This window comes from Streptomyces sp. NPDC001903, assembly GCF_042891345.1.
GTDB lineage: Bacteria > Actinomycetota > Actinomycetes > Streptomycetales > Streptomycetaceae > Streptomyces.
On record NZ_JBIASZ010000005.1, the window covers coordinates 100,383 to 123,353 of the forward strand.

At 70.3% G+C, this 22,971-nt stretch carries 27 protein-coding genes, 1 tRNA gene, 1 pseudogene and 1 riboswitch; of the genes and pseudogenes, 19 read left to right on the plus strand and 10 right to left on the minus strand.

Annotation, left to right across the window (positions count from 1 at the left end):
• Positions 1-71 precede the first annotated feature (71 nt).
• Positions 72-1,400, minus strand: coding sequence for a nicotinate phosphoribosyltransferase (locus ACFYZS_RS12935; protein WP_389010481.1), 1,329 nt, complete (start codon positions 1,398-1,400; stop codon positions 72-74).
• 81 nt (positions 1,401-1,481) lie between these two features.
• Here ACFYZS_RS12935 and clpS point away from each other — a divergent pair, with 81 nt between their 5' ends.
• The 7 genes from clpS (at position 1,482) to ACFYZS_RS12970 (ending at position 6,185) form a co-directional block, all read left to right on the plus strand.
• Positions 1,482-1,796, plus strand: a complete 315-nt coding sequence (gene clpS / locus ACFYZS_RS12940; protein WP_030866534.1) for an ATP-dependent Clp protease adapter ClpS — start codon at positions 1,482-1,484, stop codon at positions 1,794-1,796.
• Complete coding sequence (locus tag ACFYZS_RS12945) at positions 1,796-2,416, plus strand: DUF2017 domain-containing protein (protein ID WP_389010484.1); 621 nt, start codon at positions 1,796-1,798, stop codon at positions 2,414-2,416. The genes clpS and ACFYZS_RS12945 overlap by 1 nt, the downstream gene beginning before the upstream one ends.
• A 316-nt stretch (positions 2,417-2,732) precedes the next feature.
• Positions 2,733-4,193, plus strand: coding sequence for an amino acid permease (locus ACFYZS_RS12950; protein WP_389010487.1), 1,461 nt, complete (start codon positions 2,733-2,735; stop codon positions 4,191-4,193).
• A gap of 76 nt (positions 4,194-4,269) precedes the next feature.
• Complete coding sequence (locus ACFYZS_RS12955) at positions 4,270-4,692, plus strand: Mov34/MPN/PAD-1 family protein (protein ID WP_389010490.1); 423 nt, start codon at positions 4,270-4,272, stop codon at positions 4,690-4,692.
• 77 nt (positions 4,693-4,769) lie between these two features.
• A complete protein-coding gene (locus ACFYZS_RS12960; RefSeq protein WP_361920146.1) occupies positions 4,770-4,877 on the plus strand; it encodes a putative leader peptide in 108 nt (35 codons plus the stop codon).
• A 79-nt stretch (positions 4,878-4,956) separates the two neighbouring features.
• Entirely contained in the window at positions 4,957-5,235 is a 279-nt protein-coding gene (locus ACFYZS_RS12965; RefSeq protein ID WP_030866524.1) for a MoaD/ThiS family protein, read from the plus strand.
• Positions 5,235-6,185 carry a PLP-dependent cysteine synthase family protein gene (locus tag ACFYZS_RS12970; protein ID WP_030158636.1) on the plus strand — a complete coding sequence of 317 codons (951 nt, stop codon included), beginning with the start codon at positions 5,235-5,237 and terminating at the stop codon, positions 6,183-6,185. The genes ACFYZS_RS12965 and ACFYZS_RS12970 overlap by 1 nt, the downstream gene beginning before the upstream one ends.
• A gap of 108 nt (positions 6,186-6,293) precedes the next feature.
• Here the strand turns inward: ACFYZS_RS12970 and ACFYZS_RS12975 are convergent, their stop codons facing one another.
• Both ACFYZS_RS12975 and ACFYZS_RS12980 read right to left on the minus strand, forming a co-directional pair.
• Entirely contained in the window at positions 6,294-6,641 is a 348-nt protein-coding gene (locus tag ACFYZS_RS12975) for a DUF488 domain-containing protein (protein WP_389010495.1), read from the minus strand.
• A complete protein-coding gene (locus ACFYZS_RS12980; RefSeq protein ID WP_389010498.1) occupies positions 6,638-7,057 on the minus strand; it encodes a hypothetical protein in 420 nt (139 codons plus the stop codon). Before ACFYZS_RS12980 ends, ACFYZS_RS12975 begins: the two co-directional genes overlap by 4 nt.
• A 205-nt stretch (positions 7,058-7,262) precedes the next feature.
• On the opposite strand from ACFYZS_RS12980, the gene ACFYZS_RS12985 reads away from it, so the two are divergent.
• The gene (locus ACFYZS_RS12985; RefSeq protein WP_389010502.1) at positions 7,263-8,015 is read left to right on the plus strand and encodes an MBL fold metallo-hydrolase; all 753 of its coding nucleotides are present in this window, start codon (positions 7,263-7,265) and stop codon (positions 8,013-8,015) included.
• Positions 8,016-8,098: 83 nt separating this feature from the next.
• On the opposite strand, the gene ACFYZS_RS12990 is transcribed toward ACFYZS_RS12985, so the two are convergent.
• Positions 8,099-9,376: a PTS transporter subunit EIIC gene (locus ACFYZS_RS12990; protein ID WP_389010505.1), complete on the minus strand. Its 1,278-nt coding sequence runs from the start codon at positions 9,374-9,376 to the stop codon at positions 8,099-8,101.
• Between the two features lie 275 nt (positions 9,377-9,651).
• On the minus strand, positions 9,652-10,956 hold the full coding sequence (locus ACFYZS_RS12995; protein ID WP_389010508.1) for a PTS transporter subunit EIIC: 1,305 nt from the start codon (positions 10,954-10,956) through the stop codon (positions 9,652-9,654).
• A 127-nt stretch (positions 10,957-11,083) separates the two neighbouring features.
• On the opposite strand from ACFYZS_RS12995, the gene ACFYZS_RS13000 reads away from it, so the two are divergent.
• The 4 genes from ACFYZS_RS13000 (at position 11,084) to rdgB (ending at position 13,471) form a co-directional block, all read left to right on the plus strand.
• Positions 11,084-11,389, plus strand: a complete 306-nt coding sequence (locus ACFYZS_RS13000; RefSeq protein ID WP_389010510.1) for a glucose PTS transporter subunit EIIB — start codon at positions 11,084-11,086, stop codon at positions 11,387-11,389.
• A 107-nt stretch (positions 11,390-11,496) separates the two neighbouring features.
• A complete protein-coding gene (rph, locus tag ACFYZS_RS13005; RefSeq protein WP_030299875.1) occupies positions 11,497-12,222 on the plus strand; it encodes a ribonuclease PH in 726 nt (241 codons plus the stop codon).
• Positions 12,223-12,440: 218 nt separating this feature from the next.
• Positions 12,441-12,827, plus strand: a complete 387-nt coding sequence (locus ACFYZS_RS13010; RefSeq protein ID WP_048475565.1) for a hypothetical protein — start codon at positions 12,441-12,443, stop codon at positions 12,825-12,827.
• A gap of 38 nt (positions 12,828-12,865) precedes the next feature.
• Positions 12,866-13,471: an RdgB/HAM1 family non-canonical purine NTP pyrophosphatase gene (gene rdgB / locus ACFYZS_RS13015; protein ID WP_389010514.1), complete on the plus strand. Its 606-nt coding sequence runs from the start codon at positions 12,866-12,868 to the stop codon at positions 13,469-13,471.
• 55 nt (positions 13,472-13,526) lie between these two features.
• On the opposite strand, the gene ACFYZS_RS13020 is transcribed toward rdgB, so the two are convergent.
• The 4 genes and pseudogenes from ACFYZS_RS13020 to bcp all read right to left on the minus strand — a co-directional run bounded on the left by ACFYZS_RS13020 (position 13,527) and on the right by bcp (position 15,412).
• Positions 13,527-13,610 (minus strand) — tRNA-Leu (locus ACFYZS_RS13020).
• Positions 13,611-13,659: 49 nt separating this feature from the next.
• Complete coding sequence (locus tag ACFYZS_RS13025; protein WP_389010517.1) at positions 13,660-14,097, minus strand: HNH endonuclease; 438 nt, start codon at positions 14,095-14,097, stop codon at positions 13,660-13,662.
• Positions 14,098-14,150: 53 nt separating this feature from the next.
• A pseudogene (locus ACFYZS_RS13030) lies at positions 14,151-14,797 on the minus strand (HNH endonuclease signature motif containing protein).
• 147 nt (positions 14,798-14,944) lie between these two features.
• Entirely contained in the window at positions 14,945-15,412 is a 468-nt protein-coding gene (gene bcp / locus ACFYZS_RS13035) for a thioredoxin-dependent thiol peroxidase (RefSeq protein WP_389010520.1), read from the minus strand.
• 108 nt (positions 15,413-15,520) lie between these two features.
• Here bcp and ACFYZS_RS13040 point away from each other — a divergent pair, with 108 nt between their 5' ends.
• The 3 genes from ACFYZS_RS13040 to ACFYZS_RS13050 all read left to right on the plus strand — a co-directional run bounded on the left by ACFYZS_RS13040 (position 15,521) and on the right by ACFYZS_RS13050 (position 16,741).
• Entirely contained in the window at positions 15,521-15,838 is a 318-nt protein-coding gene (locus tag ACFYZS_RS13040) for a DUF3618 domain-containing protein (protein ID WP_389010523.1), read from the plus strand.
• 94 nt (positions 15,839-15,932) lie between these two features.
• Positions 15,933-16,235 carry a co-chaperone GroES gene (locus ACFYZS_RS13045; protein ID WP_048475576.1) on the plus strand — a complete coding sequence of 101 codons (303 nt, stop codon included), beginning with the start codon at positions 15,933-15,935 and terminating at the stop codon, positions 16,233-16,235.
• Between the two features lie 75 nt (positions 16,236-16,310).
• Positions 16,311-16,389, plus strand: a riboswitch (guanidine-III (ykkC-III) riboswitch).
• Positions 16,390-16,420: 31 nt separating this feature from the next.
• Complete coding sequence (locus ACFYZS_RS13050) at positions 16,421-16,741, plus strand: multidrug efflux SMR transporter (RefSeq protein WP_048475570.1); 321 nt, start codon at positions 16,421-16,423, stop codon at positions 16,739-16,741.
• A gap of 42 nt (positions 16,742-16,783) precedes the next feature.
• On the opposite strand, the gene ACFYZS_RS13055 is transcribed toward ACFYZS_RS13050, so the two are convergent.
• Positions 16,784-19,222 (minus strand): transglycosylase domain-containing protein, encoded by a 2,439-nt coding sequence (locus tag ACFYZS_RS13055; RefSeq protein WP_389010526.1) that lies wholly within the window; start codon positions 19,220-19,222, stop codon positions 16,784-16,786.
• 176 nt (positions 19,223-19,398) lie between these two features.
• On the opposite strand from ACFYZS_RS13055, the gene ACFYZS_RS13060 reads away from it, so the two are divergent.
• The 4 genes from ACFYZS_RS13060 (at position 19,399) to ACFYZS_RS13075 (ending at position 22,934) form a co-directional block, all read left to right on the plus strand.
• Positions 19,399-20,250, plus strand: coding sequence for an ABC transporter permease (locus ACFYZS_RS13060; protein WP_389010529.1), 852 nt, complete (start codon positions 19,399-19,401; stop codon positions 20,248-20,250).
• A complete protein-coding gene (locus ACFYZS_RS13065; RefSeq protein ID WP_389010532.1) occupies positions 20,243-21,181 on the plus strand; it encodes an ABC transporter permease in 939 nt (312 codons plus the stop codon). The genes ACFYZS_RS13060 and ACFYZS_RS13065 overlap by 8 nt, the downstream gene beginning before the upstream one ends.
• Positions 21,182-21,183: 2 nt before the next feature.
• A complete protein-coding gene (locus ACFYZS_RS13070) occupies positions 21,184-22,173 on the plus strand; it encodes an ATP-binding cassette domain-containing protein (RefSeq protein ID WP_389010535.1) in 990 nt (329 codons plus the stop codon).
• Positions 22,174-22,247: 74 nt separating this feature from the next.
• Positions 22,248-22,934 carry a DUF1707 domain-containing protein gene (locus ACFYZS_RS13075; RefSeq protein WP_389010538.1) on the plus strand — a complete coding sequence of 229 codons (687 nt, stop codon included), beginning with the start codon at positions 22,248-22,250 and terminating at the stop codon, positions 22,932-22,934.
• The last annotated feature ends 37 nt before the right edge of the window (positions 22,935-22,971 follow it).

A 22,971-nucleotide genomic window follows, 5' to 3' on the forward strand; every position in this document is an offset into this window, starting at 1 on the left:
GGCGGGCTCTTCCCCCGCCCCGCCCCTCCCCGAAACCGGGGCGGGCCGCCCGCGGGGCCTGCCCGCAGGGGCTACGCGTACTCGGTCGGGATCACGGCCTCGCCCCGCGACAGCTGCGTCGCGGAGAGCGGGAGGCTCGCGAGGGCCTCGCGGTGGCGGTCGCGCGCGGCCTCCAGGGACTCGCGCGCCACGACCTCGCCCGCCTTGACCAGCTGGACCAGGAGCTGGGTGTCCGCGAGCGAAGCCGGGACCGCGCCGGTCCCGACGACCTCCGCCTCCGCGACGCCCTCCGCGTCCGTCCGCCGCGCCGCCCACTTGCGGCCGCCGATCGAGGTCTTGCCGCCCGAGGACTTCTTCGCCACCGGCACCAGCGGCGCCTTCGGGTCGGCCGAGGCGGCCCGTGCCACCAGCTTGTAGACCATCGAGCACGTCGGGTGCCCGCTGCCCGTCACCAGCTGCGTGCCGACCCCGTACGCGTCCACCGGGGCCGCCGCCAGCGAGGCGATCGCGTACTCGTCGAGGTCCGAGGTGACCACGATCCTCGTCCCCGTCGCCCCCAGCTCGTCGAGCTGCTGGCGCACCCGGTGCGCGACCAGCAGCAGGTCGCCGGAGTCGATCCGGACCGCCCCCAGCCCCGTACCGGCGACCTCGACGGCCGTCCGCACGGCCTCGGCCACGTCGTAGGTGTCGACCAGCAGGGTGGTCCCGCTGCCCAGCGAGGCCACCTGGGCCTGGAAGGCGTCCCGCTCGGTGTCGTGCACCAGCGTGAAGGCGTGCGCCGAGGTCCCGACCGTCGGGATCCCGTACCGGAAGCCGGCCGCCAGGTCCGAGGTGGAGGTGAAGCCGCCGACGTACGCGGCCCGCGAGGCGGCCACCGCGGCCAGCTCGTGCGTGCGCCGCGCGCCCATCTCGATCAGCGGCCGGCCGCCGGCCGCCGAGGCCATCCGGGAGGCCGCGGCCGCGATCGCCGAGTCGTGGTTCAGGATCGACAGGATCACGGTCTCCAGCAGCACGCACTCGGCGAAGCTGCCCTCGACGCGCAGGAGCGGCGAGCCGGGGAAGTAGACCTCGCCCTCCGGGTAGCCCCAGATGTCGCCGGAGAAGCGGTACGAGGCCAGCCAGTCCAGCGTCCGCATGTCGACGACGGCCCGCTCGCGCAGGAACTCCAGCACGGCCGTGTCGAAGCGGAAGTTCTCCACCGCGTCCAGGACGCGGCCGGTGCCCGCCACCACCCCGTAGCGGCGCCCCTCGGGCAGCCGGCGGGTGAAGACCTCGAAGACCGACCGGCGGTCGGCGGTGCCGTTCGCCAGGGCGGCCTGCAGCATCGTGAGCTCGTAATGATCCGTGAAGAGCGCTGTCGACGGCACGTCCACCGGCAGGCCCAGGTCCGCAGGGTTCATGCCTCGGATGCTAGCGCACATTTCGTCAGAGTGACGAGATCTCGGGACCCGTTTGTGCGACCGGCCGGTCGCAGTGGCAGCATGGGACAAGTGAGTGTTGCTCCCATTGAGATCGAACGCACCGAGTCGGCCGAAGAGACCTTCGCGGTCCCAGAACCCGACGTTCCCTGGGTGACCCTGGTGCACAACGACCCGGTCAACCTCATGAGCTACGTGACGTACGTGTTCCAGGCGTACTTCGGCTATTCGAAGGACAAGGCGCACAAGCTGATGCTCGACGTCCACCACAAGGGGCGGGCGATCGTGTCCAGCGGCACCCGCGAGGAAATGGAGCGCGACGTGCAGGCCATGCACGGCTACGGCCTGTGGGCGACCCTCTCCCAGGACCGCATCTGATGGGGCGCTCCGCCGGGATGTTCGAAGCCCTGGGGGGTGGCGGCGCCGCCATCGCGCTGGACGAGATCGAGATCTCCATCCTGCGCTCGCTGGCCGTACAGCTGCTGGAGCTCATCGGGCCGGGCGCGCCCGAGCCCGAGGAGGACGCCGACCCGCTCGCCGTGCTCTTCGCCGAGGCCAACCAGGGACCCACCGAGCGGCCCTCCGACCCCGCGCTGATCCGGCTCTTCCCCGACGCCTACGGCGGCCCCGGCCCCGAGGACCAGAAGGTGGACCCGGCCGAGCTGGCCGCCCGGTCGGCGGAGTTCCGCAGGTTCACCGAGAACGACCTGCGCACCCGCAAGCGGGAGGACGCGCTGGCCGTCGTACGGAGCCTGGACGGGCTCGCCCCCGACGGCGAGGGCGGGGCGGCCGTGCTGGAGCTCACCGGGGAGCTCCCGCTGCGCTGGCTGGGCGCGCTCAACGACCTGCGCCTGACGATCGCCGCGCGCCTGGACATCACCGAGGACGACGAGAGCGCGGTGCTCTTCCGGCTGCCGGACGAGGATCCGCGCAAGCCGATGGTGATGGCGTACCTGTGGCTCGGTGGCCTCCAGGAGACGCTGATCGAAACGCTCTGAGAATTCCGACGACACGAACGCCGTTCGCTCAGCGGACGCTCAAATCCGGATAACGATCAGATCACCGCGATGCGGTGGTCTGATCCGTTTCGGGACCTCTGTCCCGAATTTCTTGTGACCCGGATCACTTTTCCCTGCCGCGGCTATCAATAAGCCCGTGATAAATCTTCACGACCGCCGCGGGGCGCCACCCATGTCCCCGGCCCGCTTGAACCGGCTGACCGCCGGGTGCAACTCCATCCGTATCCGGGGGGATCGAGGACCCGATCCGCTGCCTTCGAGGCGCGGGTCGGCGTGGAGAAAGGCGCACCAAGACATGACCTTTGTGCAGGTCGAGCAGCACGACAAGACGCCCGGCGAGGGCGCCGCGGCCGAGGGTGGCGAGGGATACCACCGCGCACTCGGAGCCCGCCAGATCCAGATGATCGCGATCGGCGGAGCCATCGGCACCGGCCTCTTCCTGGGCGCCGGCAAGGCGATCTCGAAGGCGGGCCCCAGCCTGATCCTGGCCTACGCCATCGCGGGCCTGGTCATCTTCTTCATCATGCGCGCCCTCGGCGAGCTGCTGATGTACCGCCCGGTCTCGGGCTCCTTCTCGGACTACGCCCGGGAGTTCCTCGGCCCCTTCTGGGGGTACGCGACCGGGTGGACGTACTGGCTCTTCTGGGTGGTCACCGGCATCACCGAGGTGACCGCGGCCGCCAAGTACATGTCGTACTGGACCCATGACAGCTTCCCGCAGTGGGCCTACGCGCTGATCTTCACGGTCATCCTCTACGCCGCCAACCTGATCTCGGTGAAGCTCTTCGGCGAGCTCGAGTTCTGGTTCTCCATGGTCAAGGTCACCGCCATCGTCGGCATGATCCTGATCTGCGCCGGCATCCTCACCGTCGGCTTCTCCGACGCCGCCGCCACCGCCTCCGTCTCCAACCTCTGGAGCGACCGCGGCTTCTTCCCGAACGGCATCGGCGAGACGCTGATGACGCTCCAGATCGTCATGTTCGCCTTCCTGGCGGTCGAGCTGGTCGGCGTCACCGCCGGCGAGTCCAAGGACCCCGAGAAGACCCTGCCCAAGGCCATCAACACCGTGCCGTGGCGCATCGCCGTCTTCTACGTCGGCGCGCTCATCATGATCATGTCGGTCATCCCGTGGTCCAACTTCAAGGCGGGCGAGAGCCCGTTCGTGCTGGCCTTCGAGAAGATGGGCCTCGGCGTCGGCGCCGCGATCGTCAACTTCGTCGTGCTGACCGCCGCGCTCTCCTCCTGCAACTCGGGCATGTACTCCACCGGCCGCATGCTGCGCGACCTCGCGCTCAACGGCCAGGGCCCGAAGTTCTTCACCAAGCTCACCAAGAGCGGCACCCCGCTCGTGGGCACCACCTTCTCCGCCGCGCTGATGCTGGTGGGCGTCTGGATCAACTACGTCGCCCCGGGCAAGGCCTTCGACTACGTCGTCTCCTTCGCCACCATCTCCGGCATGTGGGCCTGGATCATGATCCTGGTCTGCCAGATCCGCTACCGCGCCAAGGCCGACCGCGGCGAGCTGCCGCAGTCCCCCTTCCGGGCTCCCGGCGCCCCGTGGACCAGCTGGTTCGCCCTGCTGTTCATCGGCATGGTCATCGTGATGATGGGCATCGACAAGGACTCCCGCGTCTCGCTGTACTGCGCGCCGCTGTGGGGCCTGATCCTGGGCGTCTCCTACCTGGTGCTCAAGAAGCGCAACCCGGCCGGAGCCGCCTTCAACAAGGCCGGCAAGGTCTCGGAGCCGGTCGCCTGACCGGCCGTGTCCAGCATTCGGGCCCTCCCGTACCACACCTCGGTACGGGAGGGCCCGTCTGCTTATCCTGTCGACCATGCTGACCCTCACCCAGGCGCTGTACGACCGGATCGTCGAGCACGCCCGCAAGGACCACCCCGACGAGGCCTGCGGCATCGTGGCCGGTCCGGCCGGCACCGACCGCCCCGAGCGGTTCGTCCCGATGCTCAACGCGGCCCGCTCGCCCACGTTCTACGAGTTCGACTCGAAGGATCTGCTGAAGCTCTACCGCGAGCTCGACGACCGGGACGAGGAGCCCGTGATCGTCTACCACTCGCACACCGCGACCGAGGCCTACCCCTCCCGCACGGACGTCACGTACGCGAACGAGCCCGGCGCGCACTACGTCCTGGTCTCCACGGCGGACACCGACGGCCTCGGAGAGTTCCAGTTCCGCTCGTACCGGATCGTCGAAGGCGTCATCACGGAGGAAGAAGTGCAGGTCGTAGCGGGCTACTGACCACGATGTGAGCGGTTTGCGTCCACAATGCGGGATCACACTCCAAACGGGGGACCGGGAATCGTTAACATGACCGCATGGTTCCCCACGACGTGAGCATCGAGACGCCCGGCAGCCTGCTGCTCGTGGCGCGGCTGCACGTCGACCTGTGCCGCCTCGCCAGCAGCATCTGTCCTGCCGCCTGAGCACCACAGCCCCTCGCGCGGGGGCCTTGCGCCGCGCGCCCTTTCGCCCCTCCCGCTTACTTCACCACTGGAGCCTGCCATGGCCATCGAGGTCCGCATCCCCACCATCCTCCGCACCTACACCGACGGCGAGAAGGCCGTCAGCGGTGAGGGCACCACGCTGTCCGAGCTGTTCGCGGACCTGGAGACGCGCCACAAGGGCATTGAGGAGCGCATCGTGGACGGCGGCAAGCTGCGCCGCTTCGTGAACGTCTACCTCAACGACGAGGACGTCCGCTTCCTGGACGGCATCTCCACCGCCCTCAAGGACGGCGACAGCGTCACCATCCTCCCGGCGGTCGCCGGCGGCTCCGTCTGATGCGCTACGACTCCCCGCTGGCCGCGGTCGGCAACACGCCGCTCGTCCGGCTGCCCCGGCTGTCGCCCTCGGACGACGTCCGCATCTGGGCCAAGCTGGAGGACCGGAACCCGACCGGCTCGATCAAGGACCGCCCCGCGCTCCACATGGTCGAGCAGGCCGAGAAGGACGGCCGGCTCACCCCCGGCTGCACGATCCTGGAGCCGACCTCGGGCAACACCGGCATCTCGCTGGCGATGGCGGCCAAGCTCAAGGGCTACCGGATCGTGTGCGTCATGCCGGAGAACACCTCCCAGGAGCGGCGCGACCTGCTGGCCATGTGGGGAGCCGAGATCATCTCTTCGCCGGCGGCGGGCGGGTCGAACACCGCGGTCCGGGTGGCCAAGGAGCTGGCGGCGGAGCACCCCGACTGGGTGATGCTCTACCAGTACGGGAACCCCGACAACGCGGGCGCGCACTACGCGACCACCGGCCCCGAGATCCTGCGGGACCTGCCCTCGATCACCCACTTCGTGGCGGGCCTGGGCACGACGGGCACCCTGATGGGCGTGGGCCGCTACCTGCGCGAGCACGTGCCGGGCGTACGGATCGTGGCGGCGGAGCCGCGGTACGACGACCTGGTCTACGGCCTGCGCAACCTCGACGAGGGCTTCGTCCCCGAGCTGTACGACGCCTCGGTCCTGACGACCCGCTTCTCGGTGGGCTCGGCGGACGCGGTGACCCGCACCCGCGAACTCCTCCAGCAGGAGGGCATCTTCGCGGGCGTCTCCACCGGCGCCGCCCTGCACGCGGCGATCGGCGTGGGCCGCAAGGCGGTCGCGGCCGGAGAGAGCGCGGACATCGTCTTCGTCGTGGCCGACGGCGGCTGGAAGTACCTGTCGACGGGCGTCTACACGGCGAAGACGACGGAGGAAGCGATCGAGACCCTCCAGGGCCAGCTCTGGGCCTAGGGGGCGTCTCGCCGATCATGCCGGGCTCGCGGCAAGACACCCCCTGGGGGGCGTCCCGCCGAACAGGCCGGGCTCGCGGGGTCCGGCACCCCGCGTAGCGGCCTGGTGTCAGCCGGAAAGCAGCTCCGCGAGGACGGCGGCGTGGCTGGACGCGGGGTCCTTGACCGCGGTCAGGAGGGTCAGCGGGCCCGCCCCGGCCAAGCCGCGCAGCCGGTCCAGCTCCGCGGCGGCGGCCGGCTCCGCGAGCTCCGCCTCGTACCGTTGCCGGAACTCCTCCCGCGATCCGCCCGCGTGGAACCACTTCCGCAGTTCCCCCGACGGGGTCACCGCCTTCGGCCACTCGTCCACCGCGGCCGCCGCCTTCGCCAGGCCCCGCGGCCACAGCCGGTCCACCAGGACCCGCACCCCGTCCGCCTCCGGCTCCGGGGGGTCGTACACGCGCCTCAACCGGATCACGCCCCACCTCCGAGTCCCTTGACCTCGTCCCACACCGCGGGATCCAGGACTCCCAGCCGCACGGCGAACTCCCACACCCACACCTCCGCCGGCCGGTCCGCCTCCAGGAAGCCCGCCCGGCCCTGCGCCCCCACCGTCCCCGGCGGCAGCGGGATCACCCCGGCCCGCCGGTCGTCGTACTTCCCGGTGATCCACGCGACCCGCGCGCGGTGGGCCCGTACGGAAGCCACCGCCAGCACCAGGCACAGCCGCCCGTCGGCGAGGGACCACAGCTCACCGGGGCGCGGCCGCGGGGCCGCGCCCGGCCCGTGCGGCGGCGGGATCCGCCGGGACGGCCCCTGCCGCCGCCCCGCGACCAGCACCACCAGCACCACGGCCACCACCGCGGCCGCCGCGGGCCACCAGGACGTGTCCATATTCCGAAGGTAGCCTCGCCCCCACCCCCCGGCACGGCAGTGCACCGGCACGCCCGTGCCCACCGTCGCTCCCCCGGGTGACAGCACAGGTGATTCCCCCCACAACGGCCTGCCGCGGAGGAGCGACCTGACGTTTCGCGCCTTACGCTCGACCCACGCACGGCCCGCATTCCGTCCACGGACCGTCCCCGGAGGTTCTCGCTCCATGAAGCTCACCGTCGTCGGCTGCTCGGGGTCGTTCCCGTCCGCGGAATCGGCCTGCTCGAGCTACCTCGTCGAGGCCGACGGCTTCCGGCTGCTCCTCGACATGGGCAACGGCGCCCTGGGCGAGCTGCAGCGCCACATCGGTCTCTACGACCTCGACGCGATCTTCCTGAGCCATCTGCACGCCGACCACTGCATCGACATGTGCGCCTACTTCGTCGCCCGGTTCTACCGGCACGAGGGCGGCCGGTGCGCCGCGATCCCCGTCTACGGCCCCGAGGGCACCGAGAAGCGCCTGACGACCGCGTACGACGACGTCCCCGACGAGCGCTCCATGAGCGAGGTCTTCGACTTCCGGAACCTGAAGTCCGGCAGCTTCGAGATCGGCCCGTTCACGGTCCGCACCGAACGCGTCAGCCACCCCGTCGAGGCCTACGGCATCCGCGTCGAGCACGGCGGCCGCTCCCTGACGTACTCCGGAGACACGGGCGTCTGCCCCGAGCTGGGGATGCTGGCCGAGGGCACGGACCTGTTCCTGTGCGAGGCCTCCTTCACGCACGGCAAGGAGGACGTCCCGGGCCTCCACCTCAACGGCCGCGAGGCCGGGGAGTTCGCGCACGGCGGCCGGGTCGGCCGGCTGGTGCTCACCCACATCCCGCCGTGGACGGACGCCCGCCAGAACCTGGCCGACGCCCGCGCGGTCTACGACGGCCCGGTGGACCTGGCGTACGCGGGCGCGGTCTACGAGGTCTGAGCGCGGGCCCGGCCGCACGCACGAGGAAGCCCCCGCCCTCCCGGAAGGGAGAGCGGGGGCTTCGCCGTACTGCGCCGCCGTGGCTACTTGGCCTCGGCCTTCGCCAGCTCGGCGAGCTCCTCGTCGGACTCGCGGCCCGGCGTCGGGATGTTGAACTTGGTGATCGCGACACGGAAGATCACGTAGTAGAGGGCCGCGAAGCACAGGCCCACGACCGCCAGGCCCAGCGGGTTGCTGGCCTTGCCCAGGTTGAGCAGGTAGTCGACCGCGCCGGCGGAGAAGCCGAAGCCGTCCTTCATGCCCAGACCCCACGTCAGGGCCATGGAGACACCGGTCAGCACCGCGTGGATCGCGTACAGCACCGGGGCGATGAACATGAAGGTGAACTCGATCGGCTCGGTCACACCGGTGACGAAGGCGGTGAGCGCGAGCGAGAACATCATGCCGCCGACCACCTTGCGGCGCTCGGGGCGGGCCGCGTGGGTGATGGCCAGGCAGGCCGCCGGAAGGGCGAACATCATGATCGGGAAGAAGCCGGTCATGAACTGGCCGGCCGTCGGGTCGCCGTGCAGGAAGCGGGCGATGTCACCGTGGTAGTCGGTGCCGCCGTCGGTGTAGGAGCCGGCCTGGAACCACGGGAAGGAGTTCAGCAGGTGGTGCATGCCGATCGGGATCAGCGCACGGTTGGCGACACCGAAGATGCCCGCGCCGACGGCGCCGGAACCGACGAGCCACTCACTGAAGCTGTGCAGACCCGCGCCGAGCACCGGCCAGATGAGGCCGAAGACGATGCCGATGACCAGGCCGGCGAAGGAGGAGAGGATCGGGACGAGACGGCGCCCGCCGAAGAAGCCCGCCCAGTCCGGCAGCTTGGTCCGGTAGAACTTCTGGTAGAGGAGCGCGACAACGATGCCCATCACGACGCCGCCGAGGACGCCGGCGTTGACCGGGGCCTCGACGTTGACGATCTTGCCCTCGACGACCTTGGCCACCTTCGGCAGGTTCGAGTCGGTGAAGGTGGCGAGCACCTTCTGGAAGACCAGGTAACCGGCGACCGCGGCCAGCGCCGTGGAGCCGTCCGACTTCTTCGCGAAGCCGATCGCGATGCCGACGCAGAACAGCAGCGCCATGTTGCCGAGGATGGCGTCGCCACCCGCGGCCATGTAGCCGGCCAGCTTCTGGATGAAGTCCGGGAAGGACGCGCGGGCCAGCATGTCGTCCTGGCCGAAGCGGACCAGGAGCGCGGCGGCGGGCATCACCGCGACGGGGAGCATGAGGCTGCGGCCGATGCGCTGCATGACAGCCATCGCGCCGGAGCCCTTCTTCTTCTGGGCCGCGGGGGCGGCGGCAGCCGTGGTCACAACTTCCTCCAGAGGGCAAGGCGCCGCCGGAGGAGATGGGGACGGCGACGTCTTCGTTGGGGGTACGCAGGCTCCCCGATGGGGCCGCGTGGTCTACACCAATTGATGGTGTAGACCAGTTGTAGCATGGTCGGGGATAGATAAGGAACCTTCGATTTCCTGTGGCCTACGCCACATTCCGCTTCCGGGAGCGGCCGGACGCGCGGGCGGGGCCCGGGACAAGCGGAAGGCCCCCGGATCCGCGGATCCGAGGGCCTCGCGCGGCGCGCGGTTCGTTACGCCTTCGTGTTCTCCGCCTGCATGGCCGCGATCTCCTCGTCCGACTCGCGTCCGGGGGTCGGGATGTTGAACTTGGTGATCGCGAAGCGGAAGACGGCGTAGTACACCGCCGCGAAACACAGGCCGATCGGAATGATCAGCAAGGGCTTCGTCGCCAGGCCGAAGTTGATGAGGTAGTCGATCAGGCCCGCCGAGAAGCTGAAGCCGTCGTGGACGCCCAGCGCCCAGGTCACCGCCATCGACACGCCTGTCAGGACCGCGTGGATCGCGTACAGCACCGGCGCCACGAAGAGGAACGAGTATTCCAGTGGCTCGGTGATGCCGGTGACGAAGGATGTCAGGGCCACCGACAGCATCAGGCCGCCGACCTCCTTGCGCCGGGCCGGCTTCGCGCAGTGCGTGATCGCCAGTGCCGCCGCCGGAAGCGCGAACATCATGATCGGGAAGAAGCCGGTCAGGAACTGCCCGGCGTTCGGGTCGCCCGCCAGGAACATGTTGATGTCGCCGTGCACCGTCTGTCCGTCCGGCTTGGTGTAGCTGCCGAACTGGAACCACACGGGAACGTTCAGGAACTGGTGCAGGCCGATCACCAGCAGCGCGCGGTTGGCGACGCCGAAGATTCCGGCACCCCAGGAGCCCAGCCCCACCAGCCAGTCGGAGAAGCTCTCCAGTGCGCTGCCGACCGGCGGCCAGATCCACAGGCAGAGCGCCGCGAACCCGATCGCCACGAACGACATGATGATCGGGACCAGGCGGCGCCCGTTGAAGAAGCCCAGCCAGTCGACCAGCTTGACCCGGTGGAAGCGCTGCCAGAACCAGGCGGCGAGCAGGCCCATGATGATGCCGCCGAACACTCCGGGGTTCTGGTACGTGAACTCCACGAAGGTGTTGTTCGGCCCCAGGCAGCCGCCGCCGATGTCCGCGGTGCCGACCGGGCAGGTGTTGGGGAAGGCGTGCAGTACGCCCCGGTAGACGAGAAAGCCCGCCACCGCCGCGAGGGCCGTCGAGCCGTCGGCCTTCTTGGCCATGCCGATCGCGACACCGATGCAGAAGAGCAGCGGCAGGCCGAGGTCCGCGTTCAGCAGGGCGCCGCCCGCGGCCACCATCACCTTGGACACGATGGTCCAGTTCAGGCCGTCCTCGCCGAAGACTCCGGGCTGCCCGAGTCCGTTGAGGAGCCCGGCCGCGGGCAGCACCGCGATCGGCAGCTGCAGGCTCCGCCCCATCTTCTGCAGCCCCGGGTACAAGCCGCTCCACCACTTCCGCTGCTGCGGTGCTTCTGCGGCGCTGCTCGCGCTCATCGGCGTCCTCCCTGAACGGCCCGTTTTGGCAGGGGCAGCGCGTGCGGCACACTGGTGTAGACCAGTTGCGAGGCGGGCTGCTGCTGATCGTCATGATTCGGCAGACCTCGGTCACGCGCTCGTGTAGATGGGCCAACCGTGCGTTACCGTGACAAAGCGGATTGCGCAGGTCGTTCTTCGTAGAACTCAGGGAGAAAACATGGCCACCAAGGCTGAGAAGATCGTCGCCGGGCTCGGCGGCATCGACAACATCGAAGAGGTCGAGGGCTGCATCACCCGCCTGCGCACCGAGGTCAAGGACCCCGGCCTGGTCGACGAGGCCGCACTGAAGGCCGCCGGCGCCCACGGCGTCGTCAAGATGGGCACCGCGGTCCAGGTCGTCATCGGCACCGACGCCGACCCGATCGCCGCCGACATCGAAGACATGATGTGAGCTGAGCTCCCGCTCGGACCTCCGCCAGACCCCGTACCGGACCCACCCGGACGGGGTCTTCGCGTACCCGGCTCTCGCCCACCCGGCCACCGACTAGGCTCGGACGCATGTCTCGCATCGACGGCCGTACGCCCGAACAGCTCCGCCCGGTCACCATCGAACGCGGATGGAGCAAGCACGCCGAGGGCTCCGTCCTCATCTCCTTCGGTGACACCAAAGTCTTCTGCACCGCCTCCTTCACCGAAGGCGTGCCGCGCTGGCGCAAGGGCAGCGGCGAAGGCTGGGTCACCTCCGAGTACTCGATGCTGCCCCGCTCCACCAACACCCGCGGCGACCGCGAATCCGTACGCGGCAAGATCGGCGGCCGCACCCACGAGATCTCCCGCCTCATCGGCCGCTCCCTGCGCGCCGTGATCGACTACAAGGCGCTGGGCGAGAACACCATCGTCCTGGACTGCGACGTCCTCCAGGCCGACGGCGGCACCCGTACCGCCGCCATCACCGGCGCCTACGTGGCCCTGGCCGACGCCGTCGCCTGGGGCCAGCAGAAGAAGCTGATCAAGGCCGGCCGCAAGCCGCTCACCGGCACCGTCGCCGCCGTCAGCGTCGGCATCGTGGACGGAGTCCCGCTGCTCGACCTCTGCTACGAGGAGGACGTGCGCGCCGAGACCGACATGAACGTGGTCTGCACCGGCGACGGCCGCTTCGTCGAGGTCCAGGGCACCGCCGAGGGCGAGCCGTTCGACCGCAAGGAGCTGAACGCCCTCCTGGACCTGGCCGCCGGCGGCTGCGCCGACCTCGAGGCCATCCAGCTGGGCGCGCTCCAGCTCTAGGCGCGGCTCCGGCCGCGGCCCCGTCGCGGTTCCGGTCACAGCTCCGGCCGCGGTTCCGGCCGCGGTTCCGGCCGCGGTTCCGGCCGCGGTTCCGGCCGCGGTTCCGGGCAACAGAAAGAACCGAAGGGGCCGCTGGTGCGTCCCCGTGGGTACGGGCGCACGGTGTCAAAGCCGTGCGCCCGTCCTCACATCCGTGTCGATCCCTGGGAGACCCGAACATGAACCCGAAGCACCGCATAGCGGCGGTCGTGCTCGCCGCGGCTCTCGCCGTACCGGCGCTGACGTCCTGTGACGCGATCTCGACGGCGATGGACTGCGCGAACACGGCGGTCGCCATCACGGACGGCGCCAACGACCTCCAGCAGGCGGTCTCCCAGGCGGGCAACAGCCCGCAGGACGCCCAGAACGCGCTCAACCAGATCGAGGCGAACCTCAAGAAGGTCGGCGACCAGACGGACAACGCCGACCTGAGCAAGGCCGTCTCCTCCATGACCACGGCGGTGAAGAACGTCCGCACGGCCATCGAGAACGGCAACACCACCCCGGACATCCAGCCGGTGGCCGACGCGGCCAAGGAACTCTCCAAGGTCTGCACCCCGGGCTGATCCGCAGGCCGCTCGGACGGGGCCGGATAATGGGCGGCATGACCAGCCGCCTGATCCTCGCCACCCGCAACGCGGGCAAAATCGCCGAGCTCCACGCCATCCTGTCCGACGCCGGCCTGCCGCACGAGCTGGTCGGCGCGGACGCGTACCCGCAGATCCCCGACGTCAAGGAGACCGGCATCTCCTTCGCCGAGAACGCCCTCCTCAAGGCCCACGCCCTGGCCCAGGCCACCGGCCTGCCGGCGATCGCCGACGACTCGGGCCTCTGCGTGGACGTCCTGAACGGCGCACCCGGCATCTTCTCGGCGCGGTGGGCGGGCAAGCACGGCGACGACCGGGCCAACCTGGACCTGCTGCTGGCCCAGCTCGGGGACATCGCCGACGAGCACCGTGGAGCCCACTTCGCGTGCGCGGCGGCTCTCGCCCTCCCGGACGGCACCGAACGCGTCGTCGAAGGCCGCCTCATGGGCACCCTGCGCCACACCCCGGCAGGCACCGGCGGCTTCGGCTACGACCCGATCCTCCAGGTCGAGGGCGACACCCGCACCTGCGCGGAACTCACCCCGGCGGAAAAGAACGCCATCTCCCACCGCGGCCAGGCCTTCCGCGCCCTGCTCCCCTTCATCCGCGCCCTGGTGGGCTGAGGGCGGGTACAAAAATGGCCTGCGAATCGATCTTTCGATTCGCAGGCCGTTGCTGTGCGGCGGAAGGGATTCGAACCCTCAAGCCGTTTCACGGGCCACAGATCCTAAGTCTGCTGCGTCGCCGTTGCGCCACCGCCGCTAGCCGCCTGCCATGATAGCGGCAGGCGGCTGTACGAAAATGCGCAAGATCAGGAACTCGACCGGCGGCGGCCTCCTCGGCACCATGTGCTGCTGATCGCATGGCAGTTGGGGCACAGCAGCCTGAGGTTCTCCCGGCGGTCGTCGCTCCAGTCGCCGTTGACGTGGTCGATCTCCAAGGTCATGGGGCGCCCTTGCCACACGGGAGGGGTTCCGCACCGGTCGCAGCACTCCGGGACGCCGATCTCGTGCAGCGCGCGACGCAGCGTCTTGGTGCCGGTTCTCCGCTGCGTGTCGTGCCGGACGAGTATCTCGTCCGGCGTCTTGGCGGTGGGCGATGGCTTGCCGCGCTGGTGGGCTTGCCCCAGGAAGTGGGCGGTGCTGATGCCCTCGTCCGTGATCCATGCCTTCAGGCGTGCGCGCTGATGATGGTTGTCCGGTCGGCCGAGGAGGCGAAGGGACTCGGAGAGTGAGCGCGAAGCGTCCACGGCGTGCCGAAGCTCCTCCGCCGTCGGCCGGGGCGACCGGCCAACGGCGGGGGTCATCGTCGCACCTTGCCTCGGCCGCGGTATGTATCAGTCGTGGAGTGGCAGTTGGGGCAGAGGAACCGCAGGTTCTCTCGCCGGTTGTTCCGCCAGTTGCCGTCGAGTGGTCGACCTCCAAGGCGAGCGGCTCGCCCAGCCAGGCCGCCTCGATGCCGCAGAAGGCGCAGCACTCGTGGGCCCCGCTCTCCAGGAGGGCGCGCCGCAGCCGGGAGTTGGGCGTTCTCGTGGCCTGTGGCGAGGCGTCCTCGCAGAGGATCTCCTGGGCTGTGCGGCGGCGTCCGTTGTCCCGCATGCGCTCCGTCCGCGTCGGGCCGGTGAAGTGTGAGGTGTTGATGCCGAATGCCTTCACCTTGCGGCTGATGTGAGCGTGGTGTCCGCCCACGGCTTCCAGGCCGAGTCGGTGGAGCACCTCGTACATGTTGCTGGAAGCGGCCACAGCCGTCTCAAGGACCTCCTTGGTCCACTTCACCCCCTCCCGCTCGAAGTGCGATGTGTCGACCCCCAGCTTCCGCATGCGGACGCGCACGTATTCCCGGGATCCGCCCCGTGGGTCCGCCCCCACCTTCTCCACCGCCTCGCTCAGTGTCCGCGACGTGCGCGCCGCCTCCGTGAGGCGTTTCCTCGTGTATCGGCTCGTCGGCATCCGCCCACCCCTCCGTTCCCGGCCGCGTGTGCGGCTCTCGTACGGAGTAACGGGGGGTTGCGTCGATGGTTACCGGTCATTTCGTGCGAAAAGCGGAGCGGCCCGCACCGGGTGGGTGCGGGCCGCTGCCGGGGAAGGCGGGTGCCGTCAGATGCCCAGGTCCTTGATGATCTTGGCTACGTGGCCCGTGGCCTTGACGTTGTAGAGGGCGCGTTCGACCTTGCCCTCCTCGTCGACGATCACCGTGGAGCGGATGACGCCCGTCACCGTCTTGCCATACAGCTTCTTCTCGCCGTACGCGCCGTAGGCCTCGAGGACCTGCTTCTCCGGGTCGCCGACCAGGGTGACCTTGAGGTGCTCCTTCTCGCGGAACTTCGCCAGCTTCTCCGGCTTGTCCGGGGACACGCCGATCACGTCGTAGCCGGCCTCGGCCAATACCGACAGGTTGTCCGTGAAATCGCAGGCCTGCTTCGTGCAGCCCGGCGTCAGCGCCGCCGGGTAGAAGTACACGATCACCTTTCGGCCCTCGTGGTCGGCGAGCGAGACCTCGTTGCCGTCCGCGTCGGGCAGGGTGAAGGCGGGGGCGGTGTCGCCCGGCTGGAGTCGCTCGCTCATGTCAACAGTCTCCTCGGGAGGGGATCGGTACGGTCCGAGACTAAGCTGACAGACTGTTCATGGTGGGCTACGCCCCCTACTCGACCCGACGACGACGGAGGCAGCGCGGTGCCCGAAGCCAGGACCCCCGCACAGATCGAGGCGGACATCGTCCGCCGCCGCGAGCAGCTCGCCGAGACGCTCGACGAGATCGGCGTGCGCGTGCATCCGAAGACGATCATCGGGGACGCGAAGGCCAGGGTCGCCTCGACCGTGGACCACACCGCCGGGCGGGCCGTCGTCGCCGTGAACCGCATCCTGACGGACGTACGGGATGGCCTGCGCCACGAGGACGGCGCCCCGCGCTTCGAGCGGATCGCGCCCGTCGCGCTGCTCGCGGCCGGTGTGATCGGCCTGCTCGTGGTCTCGGCACGGCGCAAGCGCTGATGACCCTGCGGCGTACGGGCCGGGCGCGGGCGGGTAGGTTCGTGGCGTGAGCGACGACACCAAGACCACCACCCACGACAAGCTGCCCATCCGCATGCTGCACGACCGCGTGCTCGTGAAGTCCGACTCGCCCGAGGGCGAGCGGCGCTCGGGCGGCGGCATCCTCATCCCCGCGACCGCTGCCGTGGGCAAGCGGCTGGCCTGGGCCGAGGTGGTCGCGGTCGGGCAGAACGTGCGCAGTGTGGAGCCGGGCGACCGGGTGCTCTACGACCCCGAGGACCGGGCCGAGGTCGAGGTGCGGGGCGCGACGTACGTGCTGATGCGCGAGCGGGACCTGCACGCCGTGGCCGCGGAGCGGCTGGAGGGGTCCAAGGACTCCACCGGGCTCTATCTGTAAACGGGCGTCGCGCGGCAGCGTCGAGCATCGAGCGTCGAAGGGCCGGTGACCGGTGTCACCGGCCCTTTCGCACGGGCTTTGCTACGGTGGTGGGGAACCCCCGACGAGACGCGCCGTACCGGGTAGCTGTTGCTGGACGACAAGACGACGCACCCCGTTCGCTCTCGTTTCCGGAGGTGCCCGTCATGGCCTGGGTTCTGCTTCTCGTCGCCGGTCTGCTCGAAGTCGGCTGGTCGATCGGTATGAAGTTCACGGAGGGCTTCACCCGGCTCTGGCCCAGTGTGTTCACCGGTGCCGGGATCATCGCCAGCATGGTGCTGCTCTCGTACGCCGCCAAGACGCTGCCCATCGGTACCGCGTACGGCGTATGGGTGGGCATCGGCGCCGCCGGCGCCGCGGTGCTCGGCATGGCGGTGCTGGGTGAGCCCGTCACCGCCGCCCGGATCTTCTTCATCTGCCTGCTGCTGGTCGCCGTGGTGGGGCTGAAGGCGACCTCCGGTCACTGACCCCCGCTTCCGGGGCCGGCTCACGCCGGGGGGTGCGGCCGGCTACTCCAGGTAGTTCGAGGGCGGGCGGCCGCGCAGGCCGCCCGTCACGCCGCCCAGGGCGCCGGCCGTCGAGCCCGTCGTGGTGCCGCCGGTCGCCCCCGTGCTCGTTCCGGTCGAGGTGCCCGCGTCGCTCTGGCCCCCCGTGGTGTCGCCCTCCGGGGTCTGGCCCTCGGTGGTCTGCCCCTGGTCCTGGCCCTGGCTGCGGCCGCCCTGGTCCTGGCCGCCGGTGGGCGGCGTCGGCCGGCCCGGGCGGTTCGGCCGGCTCGGCGGGGCCGGGGACTGCGGGGTGTTCTCCTCCTCCGACGGCTCCGGGCTGCCGGGGACGAAGGGCGGCGGGGGCGGGGCCGCGCCCGGCTGGAGGTCGAGGTCGAAGTCCAGGGGGTCGCTGTTCTCCAGGGCCGACTTCGTGTACTGCGCCCAGATCCGCGCCGGGTACCCGCCGCCCCCGATCCGGGCCTCGCCGAGGGCCCCGTACAGGGACTCCAGCGCGCCCGTGTCGGGGTCCTGGCCCATCATCGAGACGACCGTGACCAGGTCCGGGGTGTACGCCGCGAACCAGGCGGAGCGGTCCAGTTCGCCGGTGCCCGTCTTGCCCGCGGCCGGGTGCCCGGCGGCGAGGGCGGCCGTACCGGTGCCGTTGTCCACGACGCTGACGAGCATGGACGTGGTGGTGTCGGCGGCTTCGCGGCTGACGGCCTGCCTCGGGGTGCGGTCGGGCAGGTGGACCTCGTCGTCGCCCTTCTCGATCTTCTCGACGAGGGTGTAGGGGGTGTGGCGGCCGTGGTCGGCGAGGGTCGCGTAGGCCTGCGTCATGTCCAGGACGCTGGCCTGCATGGTGCCCAGCGCCATGGCCGGACCGGCGTCGAAGTTCGGGGTGTTCTCTGGGATGCCGAGGTCGATGGCGGTCTTCTTGACCTTCGCGGTGCCGACGTCGACGACCATCTGCGCGAAGACGGCGTTGACGGAGAGGTCGGTGGCGGTGTTGACGCTGATGTTCCCGTACGAGATCTGCCCCTCGTTCTCGGGGGCGTACGGGGTCCGGGTCCCGACCACGCGGCGCTTGTTGTCGCCGTTGTAGACGGTGTTGGGGGTGATCAGGCGGCCGTCCTGGGTGTGGGAGTCGTTCTCGACGGCGGAGGCGAACACGAACGGTTTGAAGGTGGAGGCCACCTGGTAGTCGTGCCGGGTCGCGTTGTTGACGTACTGCTTGGTGTAGTCGATGCCCCCGTACATGGCGACGACCTTGCCGGTGGCCGGGTCGATGGAGACCCCGCCGGCCCGGACGACGCGGTCGGCCTTGCGCTTCTCCGGGTCGAGCTTGCTGACCATCTTCTCGTCGACGGCCTCGACGAACGCGTTCTCGCGGCTCTTGTCGATGGTGGTGGTGATGCGGTAGCCGCCCTCGGCGAGGGTCTTCTCGTCCAGGATCTTGTGGTCGACGATGTAGTCCTTCACGGCCTCGACGAGATAGCCGCGCTGGCCGGAGAGCCCCGCGGCCGGGCGGACCTTGCCGGGTTCGGGGAAGCGGATGGCGGCCCGCTCGGCCGCCGGCAGCCACTGCTTCTTGACCATGCCGTCGAGCACGTAGTTCCAGCGGGCGAGCGCGCGGTCGCGGCTCTGGGGGTGGGCGACGACGTCGAAGGCGCTGGGGGAGTTGAGGAGGGTGGCGAGGTACGCGCCCTCGGCGGTGGTGAGTTTGTCGACGTCCTTGCCGTAATAGGCCTGGGCGGCGGCCTGGATGCCGTACGCGTTGCGGCCGAAGTAGCTGGTGTTGAGGTAGCCCTCCAGGATGTAGTCCTTCGACTTCTCGCGACCGAGTTTGATCGCGATGAAGAACTCCTTGACCTTGCGCTTGATGGTCTGTTCCTGGCCGAGGTAGTAGTTCTTGACGTACTGCTGGGTGATGGTGGAGCCGGACTGGGTGCCCTTGCCGGTCGCCGTGTTCCAGGCGGCGCGGACCATCGCCTTGGGGTCGACGGCCCGTTCGGAGTAGAAGTCCCGGTCCTCCGCGGCCAGTACGGCCTCCTGGACGGTGCGGGGGATCTGCGAGAGCGGGACGTTGACGCGGTTGACCTCGCCGTCGCGGGCGAGCTGGGAGCCGTCGGCGTACAGGTAGAGGTTGGACTGGGCGGTCGCGGCGGCGTTGGCGGGCGGGATGTGGACCAGCAGGTAGCCGGCGACGAACGCGCCGACGATCAGCAGGCCGAGCAGCACGACGGTGGCCAGGACCATGCGCCAGGTGGGGACGAGGCGGCGCCAGCCGGTCCGCTTCCGTTTGCGCTCGGCCTTCTTGGCGGCTCGGCGGGCCTGCTTCTCGCCGGCCGGCTGTTGCGGCTGTTGTGGCGGCCGGGGCTGCTGCGGCTGCCGTGCCGACGGGGGCCCCGCGGGGGTGTCCGGGTCGCGAGGCGTCCAGCCCGGTGGTGGTGACTGGTCGCTCATCGCCAGAACTCCTCGACGCCGTACGAAATATCCACGTCTGTACCCCATGCTGTCTACCCGATCGGCCGCTCGTTCCGGGTTGGACGGGCGTAAACCGGTCGCGTGGATCGCCCCTCCGCACTAAGCTCGCGCGCTTTGGCCGACGTAGGAACGACCGGGAAAAAGGGAGGGATACGGTGCACCAGGCAACGGCTCGCGCGGCGGGCCGCGCAACGGCCCGCGGAGCACGGCTCTATCCGGCCGTGGCGGCCGGCGGATTCCGGCGCTACGCCACCTACGGGACGGCGACGGCGGCAGGGGTGTTCACCAACACCGTCTTCGGCTTCATCCTCGCTTACACCTATGTCGCGTTGTGGGACGAGCGGCCCGGCCTGGGCGGTTACGACCAGGCCGAGGCCCTGACGTTCGTCTGGGTGAGCCAGTCGCTGCTCGCCGCTGGCGCGCTCATCGGCGGCGGCTTCCAGGAGGAGATGCAGGAGCGCATCCGTACGGGTGACATCGCCGTCGACCTGTACCGCCCGGCCGACCTGCAGATGTGGTGGCTCGCCGCCGACATGGGGAGGGCCGGCTTCCAGTTGCTCGGGCGCGGAGTGGTTCCGCTGCTCGCGGGGGCGTTGGCCTTCCCGTTGGCGCTGCCCGCCGATCCGCTGCGCTGGCTGCTGTTCCTGGTGTCCGTGACGCTCGGGCTGATCGTCAGTTTCGGGCTGCGGTACCTGCTGGGGCTGGCCGCGTTCTGGCTGATGGACGGGTCCGGGATCAACATGATGGCCGTCGTGGTGCAGATCTTCTTCTCCGGGATGCTGCTGCCGCTGACGGTGTTCCCGGGCGGTTTCGGCGAGTTGGTCCGCGTGCTGCCGTGGGCCGCGATGCTGCAGGTGCCGCTGGACGTGCTGATGGGCAAGCACACCGGTGCCGGGGGTGCGGTGCGGGCGCTGGGCTTCCAGGCGCTGTGGGTGCTCGTACTGCTGGGCGCGGGGCGGCTGTTGCAGTCGGCCGCGACGCGGAAGGTGGTCGTCCAGGGTGGCTGAGGCGGAAGCGGTGCAGGCGGTGGGGGCGGCGGAAGCGACGGAAGCGGTGGGGGCCGTCGCGGCGGTCGAGGCGGCCGTTGTCCCGGCGCGGTCCGGGGGGCCGGTGGACGTACCGGTTCGCAACCGGGCCGTGGAGGGGCTGCGCGGCTACGGGCTGATCGTGGCGATGTGGGTCCGGTCGACGATGGCGTACCGGACCTCGTTCTTCCTCTCCACCCTCGGGAACGCGGCGATCACGCTGCTCGACTTCGTCGCCATCTGGATCATGTTCTCGCACGTGGACGCGCTCGGCGGCTTCACGCTGCCCGAGATCGCCCTGCTGTACGGGTCCTCCTCGGCCTCCCTGGGCCTGGCGGACCTGCTCCTCGGCAATACGGACCGGATCGGCGTCCGGATCCGCGACGGTTCGCTCGACACCATGCTGGTGCGACCGGTCCCGGTGCTCGCGCAGGTCGCGGCCGACCGCTTCGCGCTGCGCCGGGTGGGGCGGATCGGGCAGGGGCTGGCGGTGCTGGTCTGGGCGGTCTCGGAGCTGGACGTGGAGTGGACGGCCGGGAAGGTGCTGCTGGTGCCCTCGATGGTGCTGGCCGGGGCGGCGCTCTTCGGGGCGGTGATGGTGGCCGGGGCGGCGTTCCAGTTCGTCGCCGGGGACGCGGCGGAGGTGCAGAACTCCTTCACGTACGGCGGGAACACGATGCTCCAGTACCCGCCGACGGTGTTCGCGAAGGACCTGTTGCGCGCGGTCACGTTCATCGTGCCGCTGGCCTTCGTGAACTGGCTGCCCGCCCTGTACGTGCTGGGGCGGCCGTATCCGCTGGGGCTGCCGGGGTGGGTGGCGTTCGTGAGCCCGCTGGTGGCGGCGGTGGTGTTCGTACCCGCGTCGCTGGCTTGGCGCGCGGGACTTCGTTCGTACCGGAGTACGGGGAGCTGAGGATGGGCGGCGTGGACGGGATGGGCGGGAACGTGCTGATCGAGCTGGACGGCGTCGAGAAGGTCTTCGACGTACGGCGCCGGGCGGGTCTGGTGCGCCGGGAGAAACGGCAGGTCAGGGCCGTCGACGGGATCAGCTTCGAGGTGGCGCGGGGGGAGGTGGTCGGCTACATCGGGCCCAACGGCGCCGGGAAGTCGACGACGATCAAGATGCTGACCGGCATCCTCACGCCGAGCGGCGGCCGGCTGCGGGTCGCGGGCATCGACCCGGCGCGGGAGCGGATGCGGCTGGCGCACCGGATCGGGGTGGTGTTCGGGCAGCGGACCACGCTGTGGTGGGACCTGCCGCTGAAGGACTCGTACGGGCTGATGCGGCGGATGTACCGGATCCCGCGGGCCAGGTTCGAGGAGAACCTGGAGCGGTGCGTGGACCGGCTCGACCTGGCCGAGCTGCTGGACGTACCGGTACGGCAGCTGTCACTGGGGCAGCGGATGCGCGGGGACATCGCGGCGGCGCTGCTGCACGATCCCGACGTGCTGTACCTGGACGAGCCGACGATCGGGCTCGACGTGGTGAGCAAGGCGAAGGTACGGGGCTTCCTGCGGCAGCTGAACGCGGAGCTCGGCACGACGGTGCTGCTCACGACGCACGACCTCCAGGACATCGAGCAGCTGTGCGAGCGGGTGATGGTGATCGACCACGGGCGGCTGATGTACGACGGGGCGCTGGCCGGTCTGCACTCGATGGGGGAGGGCGGCGGCGAGCGGACGCTGGTGGTGGACCTGGAGCGGGAGCTTCCCGAGCTCAGCGTGGCGGGGGCGCGGGTGGTGAAGGTGGACGGGCCGCGGCAGTGGCTGGCGTTCCCGGCGGGGGCCTCGGCGGCGCCGCTGGTGGCGGAGGTGGCGGCGCGGTATCCGCTGCTGGACCTGTCGGTGCGGGAGCCGGACATCGAGGACGTGATCGCGAGGATGTACGAGCGGGGCCAGGGATAAATCAGGGATGTGCGGGGGCTGGTACCAGGGTTGGGCCATACAACTCTTCCGTATGACTACATAGGCTGTTCCCCATGACTGACGAGCGGCCGGAGAAGCCGTTGCCGGAGCTGAGGGCGTCGGACGCCGACCGTGACCGGGTGGTGGAGCGTCTGCGGGACGCCGTCGCCGAGGGCCGGATCGACATGGAGGAGTTCGAGGAGCGGCTGGAGGCCGCGTACACGTCGAAGACGTACGCGGAACTCGAACCGCTGACCCGCGATCTGCCGGCGCCGGGCGGCCACCCGATGCCGCTCGCGGCCGCGGCGCCGGCTCCGGTGCCGGCCGACGGCTCGTGGGCCTCGCGGATCGGGGGCGGCGGCGTGCCGGCGTCGTCCTCGGCGGCGGTCGCGGTGATGTCCTCGTTCCAGCGCAAGGGCACCTGGACGGTGCCGCCGCGGCTGGACGCGGTGGCCTTCTGGGGCAGCGGCGACCTCGACCTGCGCGAGGCGAACTTCGCGGAGCGGGAGGTGGTGATCAACTGCATCGCGATCATGGGCGGCATCCAGATCACGGTCCCGCCGGGCGTGGAGGTCGACGTACGGGGCTTCGGCTTCATGGGCGCCTTCGACCAGCGCGACACCCCGGGCCCGGTGGCCCCGGGCGCCCCGCGGGTGGTCGTGACGGGCCTGGCCTTCTGGGGCGGGGTGGAGGTCAAGGTCAAACCCCCGAAGCGGCCGAAGCCCCTGGGCGGTGGCCCGAAGCTCCGCAAGGAGCTCTAGGCGTCCCCTGGGGGGTGTCCGGTGGGTCGGGTCGGCG

Coding starts and splice junctions, on each gene's coding strand:
- ACFYZS_RS12960 (WP_361920146.1), top strand. CDS start 4,770: ATGGTTCCCCACGACGTGAGCATCGAGACGCCCGGCAGCCTGCTGCTC.
- ACFYZS_RS13045 (WP_048475576.1), top strand. CDS start 15,933: ATGCTGCACGACCGCGTGCTCGTGAAGTCCGACTCGCCCGAGGGCGAG.
- rph (WP_030299875.1), top strand. CDS start 11,497: ATGTCTCGCATCGACGGCCGTACGCCCGAACAGCTCCGCCCGGTCACC.
- ACFYZS_RS12980 (WP_389010498.1), bottom strand. CDS start 7,057: ATGGACACGTCCTGGTGGCCCGCGGCGGCCGCGGTGGTGGCCGTGGTG.
- ACFYZS_RS13000 (WP_389010510.1), top strand. CDS start 11,084: ATGGGCCAACCGTGCGTTACCGTGACAAAGCGGATTGCGCAGGTCGTT.
- ACFYZS_RS13010 (WP_048475565.1), top strand. CDS start 12,441: ATGAACCCGAAGCACCGCATAGCGGCGGTCGTGCTCGCCGCGGCTCTC.
- ACFYZS_RS12945 (WP_389010484.1), top strand. CDS start 1,796: ATGGGGCGCTCCGCCGGGATGTTCGAAGCCCTGGGGGGTGGCGGCGCC.
- ACFYZS_RS12965 (WP_030866524.1), top strand. CDS start 4,957: ATGGCCATCGAGGTCCGCATCCCCACCATCCTCCGCACCTACACCGAC.
- ACFYZS_RS13055 (WP_389010526.1), bottom strand. CDS start 19,222: ATGAGCGACCAGTCACCACCACCGGGCTGGACGCCTCGCGACCCGGAC.
- ACFYZS_RS13075 (WP_389010538.1), top strand. CDS start 22,248: ATGACTGACGAGCGGCCGGAGAAGCCGTTGCCGGAGCTGAGGGCGTCG.
- clpS (WP_030866534.1), top strand. CDS start 1,482: ATGGGACAAGTGAGTGTTGCTCCCATTGAGATCGAACGCACCGAGTCG.
- ACFYZS_RS13050 (WP_048475570.1), top strand. CDS start 16,421: ATGGCCTGGGTTCTGCTTCTCGTCGCCGGTCTGCTCGAAGTCGGCTGG.
- ACFYZS_RS12935 (WP_389010481.1), bottom strand. CDS start 1,400: ATGAACCCTGCGGACCTGGGCCTGCCGGTGGACGTGCCGTCGACAGCG.
- ACFYZS_RS12985 (WP_389010502.1), top strand. CDS start 7,263: ATGAAGCTCACCGTCGTCGGCTGCTCGGGGTCGTTCCCGTCCGCGGAA.
- rdgB (WP_389010514.1), top strand. CDS start 12,866: ATGACCAGCCGCCTGATCCTCGCCACCCGCAACGCGGGCAAAATCGCC.
- bcp (WP_389010520.1), bottom strand. CDS start 15,412: ATGAGCGAGCGACTCCAGCCGGGCGACACCGCCCCCGCCTTCACCCTG.
- ACFYZS_RS12955 (WP_389010490.1), top strand. CDS start 4,270: ATGCTGACCCTCACCCAGGCGCTGTACGACCGGATCGTCGAGCACGCC.
- ACFYZS_RS12970 (WP_030158636.1), top strand. CDS start 5,235: ATGCGCTACGACTCCCCGCTGGCCGCGGTCGGCAACACGCCGCTCGTC.
- ACFYZS_RS12995 (WP_389010508.1), bottom strand. CDS start 10,956: ATGAGCGCGAGCAGCGCCGCAGAAGCACCGCAGCAGCGGAAGTGGTGG.
- ACFYZS_RS13070 (WP_389010535.1), top strand. CDS start 21,184: ATGGGCGGCGTGGACGGGATGGGCGGGAACGTGCTGATCGAGCTGGAC.
- ACFYZS_RS12950 (WP_389010487.1), top strand. CDS start 2,733: ATGACCTTTGTGCAGGTCGAGCAGCACGACAAGACGCCCGGCGAGGGC.